This window comes from Dyella choica, assembly GCF_003977665.1.
Lineage (GTDB): Bacteria > Pseudomonadota > Gammaproteobacteria > Xanthomonadales > Rhodanobacteraceae > Dyella_B > Dyella_B choica.
Map to the genome: position 1 here is coordinate 44736 of NZ_RYYV01000023.1, position 11742 is coordinate 56477.

Consider the following 11742-nt stretch of genomic DNA (forward strand, 5'->3'; position numbering starts at 1 on the left):
TCCCAGCCTACGTCGCTGATTGCACCTATGGGCTGCTTGCCCATGCCTCGGCACGTTGCAAATCAGCCTCGGTGTCGATGCCTGGCGGAAACGGTTCGGGCGTGAGGCGAACCGCGATGGGATAGCCGTGTTCAAGTACGCGTAGCTGTTCCAACGATTCGGCTTGCTCCAGCGGCGTGCGCGCCAGGCCGGTGTACTGCTGAAGGAAGCCGGCGCGATAAGCGTAGATGCCGATGTGCCGCAGGTACGGCACTCCTTCCGGCAAGGCATTGCGGTCTACCGCAAAGGCGTCACGCGCCCATGGCAGGGGCGCACGACTGAAATACAGCGCACGGCCATTGGCGCTTCGTACCAACTTCACCACGTTGGGATCGAACAGCTCATGCACATCGGTGATCGGCGTAGCCAGAGTCGCCACCGGTGCCGTGTCTTCGGCAAGCGCGAGGGCCACTTCGCGAATACCCGCTGCAGGCGCAAAGGGCTCGTCGCCCTGCAGGTTCACTACGATGGCATCCTCCGGCCAACCATAGTACGCGGCACATTCGGCCAGGCGATCGCTGCCCGAGGCATGGTCGGCGCGGGTCATGCAAACGTCCACGCCCAGCGCCGCCAAGGCATCGGCGATACGCTGGTCATCCGTCGCCACCACCACCTGCTTGGCACCTGCCTGCTGCGCGCGCTGCGCCACGTGCACCACCATCGGCACACCGGCGATCGTACGCAGGGGTTTGCCTGGCAACCGGGTGGAGCCATAGCGGGCGGGGATGGCGACGATGAAGCTTGGAATGGCAAATGACATGGCGAGCCTTTACGGGAGCTTGGTTAGCGTAGGCTGGGATGACAATCCCAGCCGTCGTCATTCCCGCGCAAGCGGGAACCGATTCTGATCTGATCAATCCCAGCTTCTTTCGCGGCTTGCCGAAGCTGGGATTACCATCCCAGCCTACGTGCAGGCTTCAGCCCAACGCAAAACCGCAGTCATTGGCCAGCTCCAGGAAACCCGGAAACGACGTCGCCACGTTCGCGCAATCGCGGATCGTCACGGCCTCGCGCGCCACCAACCCCGCCACCGCAAAACTCATCGCAATGCGATGATCGCCATGGCTTTCCACCGTGCCGCCGCCGATGGCACCGCCGTCGATGATTGCCCCGTCCGGCGTTTCCTCGATGCGCACACCGAGTGCGCGCAAACCGACCGCCATGCTGGCGATGCGATCGGATTCCTTGACCCGCAGTTCGGCCGCGCCGCGCACCACCGTGCGTCCTTTCGCAATGGCTGCCGCGACGAACAGGGCGGGAAATTCGTCGATCATGTCCGGCACCAGCGCTTCCGGCAGTTCGATGCCGTGCAAGGCTGTGTGGCGCACGACCAGATCACCTACCGCTTCGCCGCCGCTTTCGCCTTGATTTTCGATGCGAATGTCCGCCCCCATCAAACGCAAGGCCTCAAGCAGGCCAGTGCGGCGCGGATTCAAACCCACGGCCGGCAGGCGCAGCAGCGAACCAGGCAGGACGCTCGCCGCCACCAGGAAGAAAGCCGCCGAAGAAAAGTCCGCCGGCACGACTACGTCGGTTGCGCGCAATCGGTGACCGCCTTCGAGCTTCGCACGGCCGGGTGAAAATTCGATCGGCCAGCCGAACGCCTGCAGCATGCGTTCGGTGTAGTCGCGCGTGGGGTGCGGCTCGATGATTTCCGTGCTGCCTTCGGCATACAGACCGGCCAGCAGCAGCGCGGATTTCACCTGCGCGCTGGCCACCGGCAGCTCGTAGCGGATGCCATGCAGCTTGCGGCCGCCACGCACGTGCAGCGGCGGCAAGCCATCCTGAGCATCGATCTGTGCCCCCATCTTCGCCAGTGGCTCGGTCACCCGCCGCATGGGCCGCTTGGACAAAGACTCGTCCCCGACCAGGATGCTGTCGAAGGCCTGCCCCGCAAACAGGCCAGCCAGCAGGCGCATACCGGTACCGGCATTGCCGCAGTCGAGCGGCTGGTTCGAGCCGCGCAAACCATCGAGGCCCACGCCATGCACAATGCGTTCGCCCGCAGACGGCGCTTCGATCCGCACCCCCAGTTGCGCCAGCACGGCCGCCGTTGCGCGCGTGTCTTCCCCTTCCAGGAAGCCGCGGATGTGCGAGTTGCCGTCGGCAATCGCCGACAGCATCATCGAACGATGCGACACCGACTTGTCGCCGGGTACGATCACATCGCCATGCAGGGCGGTGGCGGACCGGCTGACCCAGTCCAAACGCTGTGCGCCGCTCACGGCAAGGCCACCGGATAGGCACCAAGCACGCGTACCTGGGCCGCGTGCGGCCCCATGTCCTGCAAGGCCGCCTGCAGCGATGCGTCGTCGATGTGGCCGGAAACGTCGATGAAGAAGGCGTACTGCCATTTGCCGGTATGCGCCGGACGCGACTCGATGCGGTTCAAGCTGACCCCATGCTTGGCGAACGGGCTGAGGATTTCGTAGAGCGCGCCCGGCTTGTCGTTGACGGTGATCAACAGTGAGGTGCGGTCATTGCCTGACGCCGGGAACAGCGAGCGGCCGATCACCAGGAAGCGCGTGGTGTTGTCGGCACGATCTTCGATGCCTTGGGCAACGACCTTCAGGCCATAGACTTTCGCGGCCGTCGAGCCAGCAATGGCTGCCGCATCGTCCGCATTGCGTGCCAGGCGCGCACCCTCCGCATTGCTCTGCACGGCGATGCACTCGGCATTGGGCAAGTTCATGCGCAGCCAGGTCTTGCATTGCTGCAGCGATTGCGCATGTCCGTAGACCTGCTTGATACCCTCCAGCGTATCGCGCTGCGAAAGCAGGCATTGATGCACGCGCAACTCCACCTCGCCGCAGATGCGGGCTTCGGAAGTCAGGAACATGTCCAGCGTGACCTGGATCATCCCCTGCCCGGAGTTTTCCACCGGCACCACGCCAAAATCCGCATGGCCGGCGGCCACCTCCTGGAACACTTCCTCGATGCTGCCCAGCGGCAGCCCGTACGCGGCATGCCCGAAATGCTTGCGCACCGCCTGCTCGCTGAAGGTGCCCTCGGGGCCGAGGTAGCCCACCTTGAGCGGATCTTCCTGCGCGAGGCAGGAGGACATGATCTCGCGAAACAGGCGCACCATCTCTGTGTCGGACAGTGGCCCGTGGTTGCGATCCACCACCATGCGCAGCACGTGGGCCTCACGCTCGGGGCGGTAATAGTCGATCGCCGAGAGCCCCTCGCCTTTCACCTTGGCCACTTCGCGGGCCCAATTGGCGCGCTCGGAGATCAGCTCCTGGATCTGCCGGTCGATGCTGTCGATGCGGTCGCGCACCTCAACCAGCGATAGCTTGGGTTCGTTCATGCGATGGATGTCCAAACGTAAAAATGTCTGTGCCGATAGGGCAGTGTATCAGCCATGCCGGCGCGAAAATTCGCTCATGAAATCCACCAGCGCCTGCACGGCTTCCATCGGCACCGCGTTGTAAAGCGATGCGCGCATGCCACCGACCGCCTTGTGCCCCTTCAACGCCAACAGGCCGGCCGCTTCGGACTCCTGCAGAAAAGCCGCGTCCAACGAGCTGTCGTGCAAGGTGAACGGCACATTCATGCGCGAGCGCACGGGCGGATCGATCGGGTTGCGGTAATAGCCGCCGGAGCCGTCGATGGCTGCATACAGCATCTGCGACTTCTGGCGATTGAGCACGTCCATGGCAGCCAGGCCGCCGTTTTCTTTCAACCACTGGAAAGTCAGCCCAGCCAGGTACCAGCCCCACGTATTGGGGGTGTTGAGCATCGAATCGTGGGCCGCATGCTCGGCGTAGCGAAAGATCTTCGCCATCGGGCGTGTCGCCCGTTCAAGCAGATCGCGGCGAATGATGACCAGCACCAGGCCAGACGGGCCGATGTTCTTCTGCGCGCCCGCGTAGATCAGCCCGTAGCGGCTGACGTCGATGGGGCCGGACAGGATATCGGAGGACATGTCCGCCACCAATGGCACGTCGCCGACCTCCGGCGCATGCTTGAACTGCACGCCATGGATGGTCTCGTTGGTGGCGATGTGCACATACGCCGCCCCGGAATCGAGCTTCCACGTCTCACGCGCCGGCATGCGCAGAAAGCTTTCCGCCTTGCTCGTCGCGGCGACGTTCACCTGCACGTACGGCGCTGCTTCGCTGGCCGCTTTCTCGCTCCAATGGCCGGTAACGATGTAGTCGGCGCGGTCGCCTTCGCGCGCGAGGTTCATGGGAATCTGCGCGAAGTGCTGGGTGGCCCCGCCCTGCTCGAACAGCACGGCATAGTGATCGGGGATGCCCATCAGCTCGCGCAGGTCCGCTTCCACCTGCTGGGCCATGGTCATGAAGCGTTTGCCGCGGTGGGACTGCTCCATCACCGATGCACCGCTGCCGTTCCAGTCCAGCAGCTCTCGCTGCGCGCGTTCGAGTACCGGCAACGGCATGGCCGCCGGACCTGCGCTGAAGTTCCAAACCCTGCTCACGCACCGGTTCCCATCTTGAATGATCGCAAGCATTATGCCGCGACGCAGCAACCGGACGTCAATGCACGTGCAGCAACAACAGCAGCGCAATGCCCAGCGCCAGCACCGCCGCGGTGGCGATCAGCCACCAGACCTCCCCGCGCGGGCCGGCCATATCCTCCGGCAAGGGCTGCACCGGCTCCGGCGGCAGCACGATCTCGGGCTCCGGCTCCAGGCCTGGCGCATCGATCAGAAAGCGGTGCATGGCGATGCCGATCTGGTCCCCCGGCAGCAGCACGGTCTGTTGCACGGCAATGCCGTTCAGCCGGACCGGGTAGCGCCCATCGGCCGCCTGGCTGGATTCCATGCATAGCTGGCCTTCACGCCAGAAAATCGTCAGGGTGACGGACTCGCCCTGCGGCAGGTCCAGTGGAACACGCCCTTGCGAGCCCAGTTCCAGACGATCAGCCAGGGGCAACACCTGCCCCGAGAGCGGCCCGGCGACGGCGCGCAAGGCCACTGTGCAGCGCTCCTGCTCGGGCATCTCGGGGGTGGCACGCCCGTCCGGTCTGTCCTCCGCACACAGCAGCATGCGGCAGTCGCCTACGCTCAGCATGTCGCCGGCACGCAGGATGGCACGCTCTCGCACCGGGCGCGCGTTAACGTAAATGCGATGGGCCTGGGGCAGTACGTCCAGGACCCAGCCACGCCGGTCCAGGCTGATGTGCAAATGATGCGGCGCGGCTTGGCCGGCCGCCAGGATCAGGTCATTGTCAGATTCGCTGCCGATGCGCAACAGCGCCTGGTTCCAGCGGAAAACCGCCCGGGTGGAATGGGGAAACTCGATGCGCATAAGAGCCTGTTTACTGTCTCCGCGTAGCCCGCGTTGTGTTTGAGCGGCCGTCAGGTGGTAGTGCGCGGCACAGGCCAGACTGGCTGTCTGGTCAAGCCGCGCGCTGCCGCATGACGGCCGCTCAGACGCAACCCTAAGGGCCTGGTCTGTTTGCCCCCAGTCCTGCGTCCTAGCTCAATGTCGTAGTGATGTACGCGCTCCCGCCTTATCTGGACTTGCGCGCAAACAGACCTGGCGCGGGCCACGCGCAGATAGTAAGCAGGCTCTTAGGACCGGCAAGCTGACGCCGGGACTCTAGCAGAAGCACAGAAAATATCGACAGGATTTGCGTTTATGATGCAAGGTTAATCTGTTAGAGCAGCACCATGCCAAATATCGATATCCGCCGTCCGCATAGCCTCTCCGGCACCGACGCTCACACCGTCATCGACCACGTAGCCACCCGCATGCGGGAGAAGTTCCAGGTGGAAACGCAATGGAAAAGCGACGGCACGCTCGGCTTCGAGCGCCCCGGCATCAGCGGCAAGATCGCCATCGGCGCCGATGAAATCCACGTGAGCGCGCAGCTGGGCATGCTGCTTTCGCCGCTCAAGGGCATGATCGAACAGGAGATTCGGCGCAAGCTGGACGAGCATTTCAGCTGAGGGCCTGCGGGCCGAGGGTTTAAATTCTTTGACCCGGTCCGGTTACGTGGCATAATGGATGGCTTACGCGGCCATGGTGGCCCGCGCGTACTTCCTGGAACGCATGGCCAAAGACGACGTCATTGAAATGGATGGTACGGTCATCGAGACCCTGCCCAACACCATGTTTCGAGTAAAGCTGGAAAACGGCCACGTCGTGATCGCCCATATCTCCGGCCGCATGCGCAAGCATTACATCCGCATCCTCACCGGTGACAAGGTGAAGGTGGAGATGACACCCTACGACCTGACCAAGGGCCGCATCACCTACCGCATGAAATAAACGTGGAGCAGCCCTGATCGAGCTGCTCCCATAAAAAAGCCGCGCCTGATGGGCGCGGCTTTTTTGTTGCGGCGGGCGATCCCGTTCAGGAGACCGCTGCCGGTACCGGCTCGGCGGCTTCGCTATTCACCGCCAGCTCGCCTTCCTTCACGCTCAAGCTCACCTTGCCGCCTTCGGCCAGCTTGCCGAACAGCAGCTCGTCGGCCAGCACGCGCTTGATCTTTTCCTGGATCACGCGCGCCATCGGGCGGGCGCCCATCTGCGGATCGAAGCCGTGCTCGGCCAGCCAGCGGCGGGCGTCCGCATCGACATCCAGCGAAACGTGCTTCTCGCTGAGCTGCGCTTCCAGCTCGATCAGGAACTTGTCGACCACGCGCAGAATATGCTCGAAGTCCAGCGGGGTGAACTGGATGATCGCATCCAGGCGATTGCGGAACTCCGGGGTGAAGGTGCGGCGGATCACTTCCTTCGAGTCCATCGCATGGTTCTGCTTCACGAAACCGATGCTGCGGCGGGAAGCCTGCTGCGCGCCGGCATTGGTGGTCATCACCACGATCACGTTCTTGAAGTTCGCCTCGCGACCATTGGTGTCGGTCAGCACGCCGCGATCCATCACCTGCAGCAGGATGTTGAACACATCCGGATGCGCTTTCTCGATCTCATCCAACAGCAGCACGGCGTGCGGATGCTTGGTGACTGCCTCGGTAAGCAGGCCGCCCTGGTCGAAGCCGACATAGCCCGGAGGTGCGCCGACCAAGCGTGACACCGAGTGCGCTTCCATGTACTCGGACATGTCGAAGCGGATCATCTCGATGCCCAACTGCATGGCAAGCTGCTTGGTGACCTCGGTCTTGCCCACGCCGGTGGGGCCGGCAAGCAGGAAGCAGCCGATCGGCTTGGACGGATCGGCCAGGCCGGAACGCGCCATCTTGATCGAAGCCGCCAGGGCTTCGATGGCCGGGTCCTGCCCGAACACCACCATCTTGAGGTTGCGCTCCAGATTCTTCAGCACGTCACGGTCGGAAGCGGAAACCTGCTTGGCCGGAATGCGCGCCATCTTGGCGACGATGTATTCCACTTCGGGCACGTCGACCTTGCCGGTGCGCTGATCGGGCGGCAGCAGGCGCTGGCGTGCGCCGGCCTCGTCGATGACATCGATGGCCTTGTCGGGCAGCAGGCGATCGGGAATGTGCTTCACCGACAGATCCACGGCGGCCTTCAGCGCTTCCAGCGTATAGGACACGTTGTGGTGCTCCTCGAAGCGCGACTTCAGCCCCTTGAGGATTTCCAGGCTGTCGGCCACGCTGGGCTCGACTACGTCGATCTTCTGGAAGCGGCGCGCCAAGGCGCGGTCTTTCTCGAAGATGCCGCGGAATTCCTGGAACGTGGTCGAACCAATGCAGCGCAGCTCGCCCGAGGCGAGCATCGGCTTGATCAGGTTGCTGGCGTCCATGGTGCCGCCCGAAGCGGAACCCGCGCCGATGATGGTGTGAATCTCGTCAATGAAGAGAATCGCGCCAGGCTGCTTCTTCAACTGGCTGATGACGGCTTTCAGGCGCTTCTCGAAATCACCGCGGTACTTGGTGCCGGCCACCAGCGCACCCAGGTCCAGCGCCCAGATGGTGGCGTTCTCCAGCACTTCCGGCACTTCGCCGTCGACGATGCGCTTGGCCAGACCTTCGGCCAGCGCGGTCTTGCCCACGCCGGCCTCGCCGACGTAAAGCGGGTTGTTCTTGCGGCGACGGCACAGCACCTGGATGGTGCGCTCGATCTCGTCCTGCCGGCCGATCAGCGGATCGATCTTGCCTTCCAGCGCCAGTTCGTTGAGGTTGCTGGCGTATTCGCTGAGCGGGTTGCCCTTGCCTTCGGCGCCTTCCTCGGCCTCGCGCTCGCCACCGGAGATTCCGCTGGACGGCTCGTCGCCGATCTTGGCGATGCCGTGCGAGATGTAATTGACCACGTCCAGGCGCGTGATTTCCTGCTGGTGCAGGAAGTACACCGCGTGCGAATCCTTTTCGCCGAAGATCGCCACCAGTACGTTGGCGCCGGTGACCTCCTTACGGCCGGAGGATTGCACGTGGTACACCGCGCGCTGCAGCACGCGCTGGAAACCCAGCGTGGGTTGCGTATCGCGCTCGTCGCCGTGCGGCAAGACCGGCACGGTCTCGGCGATGATCTTTTCCAGTTCGTGGGTCAGCCGCGGAAGATCCGCGCCACAGGCACGCAGGGCGCCCAGCGCCGACTGGTTTTCGGTGAGGGCGAGCAGCAAATGCTCCACGGTCATGAACTCGTGGCGCTGCTCTCGGGCCTGCTTGTAGCACTGGCCGATGGTGACTTCGAGATCCTTGCTGAACATCCGGACCTACTCCACTGCAAGGTTAGGCGGCTTCACCGCGATAGATGCAAGATGGGGGCCAAAAAAGGCGGGATCAATGTTTTCGCCTTCGCAGGCGCGAAAACCTCGATTTGGCGCTCTTTCAAACCTTCTCCATCGTGCACAACAGAGGATGCTGGCTGGCACGTGAATATTCGTTCACCTGGGTGACCTTGGTTTCGGCCACTTCTCGGGTGAACACCCCGCACACGCCCTTACCGCGAGTGTGTACGTGCAACATGATCTGGACGGCTTTCTCCTGGTCCATGCCAAAAAACATACGCAGCACCTCGACTACAAAATCCATCGGTGTGAAATCGTCGTTCAACAGCAGTACCTGAAACAGCGGCGGGCGCGCTACCTCGGGTTTCGATACTTCGACGGCGAGCCCATGCCCACTGCCGTGTTCTTGTTCGGATTCGTTCGCCATGCTCAAAAAGGATTCGGGCCTGTTCGGTTGCAGTATACGCCTGGGGATTATTTTGCTCCCCGGCGAGTGGGCGTTAGGTAACGGGACAATCGAGTGCACGTGAGGTAATGGCACAATAGCGAGTTTTCCAGTGCCCCCCCCTACCTTTTGTTGACTCTCAAGATGACAACGCCCGACAACCCCAGCGACGTATGGCGTCCGCATGTGACAGTGGCCTGCGTGGTGACCGACCGCGACCGCTACCTCATGGTTGAAGAGGAGGTCAACGGTTGCGTGGCCTACAACCAGCCGGCGGGACATCTGGATGACCACGAGAGCTTGCTGCAGGCCGCGGTGCGCGAAACGCGCGAAGAAACCGGCTGGACGGTGGCGCTGACGCATCTGGTCGGCGTGCACCAGTGGCGCAGCCAGGAACATGGCGAGGTCATCGTACGCTTCACCTTTGCCGCCAAGCCGTTGAATCACGATCCTCAACAAGCACTCGACGCGGGGGTGCGGCGCGCGCTGTGGCTTACGCGCCAGGAGATTGCGGCCTTGGGCGGGCGCCTGCGCAGCCCCATGGTGTTGCTGAGCATCGACGAATGGCTGGCGGGGCAGCGACTGCCGCTGTCCGTAGTCACCAGCCTGATGCCTGAGGGTGCCGCACCATGAAGGTCATGCTGGGCATTTCCGGTGGCGTGGACTCCTCGGTCGCCGCGCTGCTGCTGCAACAAGCCGGTTACGAGGTGGAAGGCCTGTTCATGCAGAACTGGGAGGAGGATGACCGCAACGGCCCCTGCACTGCCGACACGGACCGCAAGGATGCCGTGGCCGTCTGCGGGCGGCTGGGCATTCCCTTCCATGCCCGCAATTTCGCCGCCGAGTACTGGGATGGCGTGTTCGAGCATTTCCTGACCGAATACCGGGCCGGGCGCACCCCCAACCCGGACGTGCTGTGCAACCGCGAAATCAAGTTCAAGACTTTCCTGGACGAGGCACGCGCGCTGGGTGCGGAAAAAATCGCGACCGGCCATTACGCGCGCGTGGACTGCCTGGACGGCCGCTACCGCCTGCTGCGCGCCGTCGACCAAGCCAAGGACCAGACCTACTTCCTGCACGCGCTGGGCCAGCAGCAGCTGGCCGCCACGCTGTTCCCGGTGGGCGAGATCGAGAAGTCCCGGGTGCGCGAGATGGCGCGCGAAGCCCGCCTGCCCACCCACGCCAAGAAGGATTCCACCGGCATCTGCTTCATCGGGGAGCGCGATTTCCGTCAGTTTCTGACCCAATACATCCCTGCCCGTCCCGGCGAGATGCGCAGCCCGGACGGCCGCCTGATCGGAGAGCACCAGGGCGTGATGTACTACACCTTGGGCCAACGCAATGGCCTGGGCATCGGCGGACGCCAGCATGCTGGCGGCGAACCCTGGTATGTGGTCGGCAAGGACGTTGCCCGCAACCTGCTCTATGTAGCCCAGGGCGGCGAGAACGAATGGCTGCAGTCCCGCCGGCTGACTGCCGAAACACCTACCTGGGTCGGCGGCGCAGCGCCAGCCCGGGAGTTCCGCTGCACGGCCAAGACCCGCTACCGGCAGCATGATCAGGCCTGTATGGTCACGGTGCACAATGACCGGCTGGAAGTGCGGTTCGACGAGCCTCAGCGCGCCGTCACACCCGGCCAGTCGGTGGTGTTCTACGCCGACGAGGAATGCCTGGGCGGCGCAATCATCGCGGCCACCGATGCGGCCTTCGGCGGCCTTGCCCATCCATCCGCAGAGGAAATGACGCAGCGTGCTTGAAGCTTTCGCCATCAACGAGGAACGGGTGCTCGCGCTTGCCGGCCTGTTCCAGGCCTCCACCCTGGCGTATCAGCTCGCCAACGATGGACGCTGCGACGAGCTTGCCCTCGATGCCAGCCTGGCGAGCGTGTTCCGCATCGATGCACCATCGGTGGTCGGCGTGTACGGCAGTGTGTCCGGCATCCGGCTCGGGCTGCGCACGCTGATCGGACAACTGGACGAAAACGGCCGCGACATGGCGATCACGCGCATGGTGGTCACCGTAATGCGGCTGGAGCGCAGCCTCGCGCATCGCAAGGACCTGCTCGACCACCTGCAGCAGGGCATTCTTTCCACCAAGCGGCAGGTCGATCACTTCGGGCTGAATTCACCGCAGGTGTACAGCCGTCTGGCCGAGTTGTACGCCAGCACGCTGTCGACGCTGAGGCCTCGCGTGATGGTCACTGGCAATCCGCAGTGGCTGCAGCAGCCCGTCTTGGTGGAGCGCGTACGTGCGAGCCTGTTGGCGGCGGTGCGCTCGGCGGTGTTGTGGCGACAGATCGGCGGCAGGCAATTTCAGCTGCTGCTGCATCGACGACAATGCACCATGCTGGCACGGGGCTTGTTGACCGGCACGACATTGTAGGTTGGGGTGCAAACCCAACATCGCGTCGCGTAGGCATGGCAATGTTGGGGTTAGCACCCTTATGTCAGGGTGGATACCGCTCAACAGCGGCGTTTTCGTCGTCGCACTGACGATGTATTTCGTAGACCGTTGCATTGCCTGCGGCGCTTTCGGTCGCAAGCGACCGAGTCACTTTTCTTTGCTGGCCCAAAGAAAAGTAACGGCGGATTCTAAACTCAAGTGCATCACTGGAGTGGAGAAGGCCATGGGCGAGCAGT

General features: G+C 63.4%; 13 protein-coding genes. 5 read left to right on the forward strand and 8 right to left on the reverse strand.

All coding sequences use genetic code 11. The features are described 5' to 3' along the window. Positions 1-25 precede the first annotated feature (25 nt). From kdsB to EKH80_RS20630, 5 genes are all read right to left on the reverse strand, one after another. Positions 26-799 (reverse strand): 3-deoxy-manno-octulosonate cytidylyltransferase, encoded by a 774-nt coding sequence (gene kdsB, locus EKH80_RS20610; protein WP_126686683.1) that lies wholly within the window; start codon positions 797-799, stop codon positions 26-28. A gap of 157 nt (positions 800-956) precedes the next feature. Further along, complete coding sequence (gene aroA, locus EKH80_RS20615; RefSeq protein ID WP_126686684.1) at positions 957-2264, reverse strand: 3-phosphoshikimate 1-carboxyvinyltransferase; 1308 nt, start codon at positions 2262-2264, stop codon at positions 957-959. After that, entirely contained in the window at positions 2261-3349 is a 1089-nt protein-coding gene (gene pheA / locus EKH80_RS20620; protein WP_126686685.1) for a prephenate dehydratase, read from the reverse strand. The genes aroA and pheA overlap by 4 nt, the downstream gene beginning before the upstream one ends. A 48-nt stretch (positions 3350-3397) precedes the next feature. Continuing rightward, positions 3398-4483 carry a 3-phosphoserine/phosphohydroxythreonine transaminase gene (gene serC, locus EKH80_RS20625; RefSeq protein WP_126686686.1) on the reverse strand — a complete coding sequence of 362 codons (1086 nt, stop codon included), beginning with the start codon at positions 4481-4483 and terminating at the stop codon, positions 3398-3400. 58 nt (positions 4484-4541) lie between these two features. Then, positions 4542-5315 carry an FHA domain-containing protein gene (locus EKH80_RS20630; protein ID WP_126686687.1) on the reverse strand — a complete coding sequence of 258 codons (774 nt, stop codon included), beginning with the start codon at positions 5313-5315 and terminating at the stop codon, positions 4542-4544. Positions 5316-5680: 365 nt separating this feature from the next. On the opposite strand from EKH80_RS20630, the gene EKH80_RS20635 reads away from it, so the two are divergent. Continuing rightward, the gene (locus tag EKH80_RS20635) at positions 5681-5959 is read left to right on the forward strand and encodes a polyhydroxyalkanoic acid system family protein (RefSeq protein ID WP_126686688.1); all 279 of its coding nucleotides are present in this window, start codon (positions 5681-5683) and stop codon (positions 5957-5959) included. A gap of 103 nt (positions 5960-6062) precedes the next feature. After that, the gene (infA, locus tag EKH80_RS20640; RefSeq protein WP_126686694.1) at positions 6063-6281 is read left to right on the forward strand and encodes a translation initiation factor IF-1; all 219 of its coding nucleotides are present in this window, start codon (positions 6063-6065) and stop codon (positions 6279-6281) included. Between the two features lie 85 nt (positions 6282-6366). Here the strand turns inward: infA and clpA are convergent, their stop codons facing one another. Together clpA and clpS are read right to left on the reverse strand one after the other, a co-directional pair. Next, entirely contained in the window at positions 6367-8637 is a 2271-nt protein-coding gene (gene clpA / locus EKH80_RS20645; protein WP_126686689.1) for an ATP-dependent Clp protease ATP-binding subunit ClpA, read from the reverse strand. A 121-nt stretch (positions 8638-8758) separates the two neighbouring features. Next, the gene (gene clpS / locus EKH80_RS20650) at positions 8759-9085 is read right to left on the reverse strand and encodes an ATP-dependent Clp protease adapter ClpS (RefSeq protein WP_126686690.1); all 327 of its coding nucleotides are present in this window, start codon (positions 9083-9085) and stop codon (positions 8759-8761) included. 162 nt (positions 9086-9247) lie between these two features. On the opposite strand from clpS, the gene EKH80_RS20655 reads away from it, so the two are divergent. From EKH80_RS20655 to hflD, 3 genes are read left to right on the forward strand one after another with little or no spacing between them, the layout of a single operon-like run. Further along, positions 9248-9736, forward strand: coding sequence for an NUDIX hydrolase (locus tag EKH80_RS20655; RefSeq protein WP_126686691.1), 489 nt, complete (start codon positions 9248-9250; stop codon positions 9734-9736). Then, on the forward strand, positions 9733-10860 hold the full coding sequence (gene mnmA, locus EKH80_RS20660) for a tRNA 2-thiouridine(34) synthase MnmA (RefSeq protein WP_126686692.1): 1128 nt from the start codon (positions 9733-9735) through the stop codon (positions 10858-10860). Before EKH80_RS20655 ends, mnmA begins: the two co-directional genes overlap by 4 nt. 10 nt (positions 10861-10870) lie before the next feature. Next, the gene (hflD, locus tag EKH80_RS20665) at positions 10871-11485 is read left to right on the forward strand and encodes a high frequency lysogenization protein HflD (RefSeq protein WP_126686695.1); all 615 of its coding nucleotides are present in this window, start codon (positions 10871-10873) and stop codon (positions 11483-11485) included. A 64-nt stretch (positions 11486-11549) separates the two neighbouring features. On the opposite strand, the gene EKH80_RS24295 is transcribed toward hflD, so the two are convergent. Beyond that, positions 11550-11742 (reverse strand): hypothetical protein (locus EKH80_RS24295; RefSeq protein ID WP_230473859.1); only part of this gene is annotated, 193 nt, incomplete at its 5' end.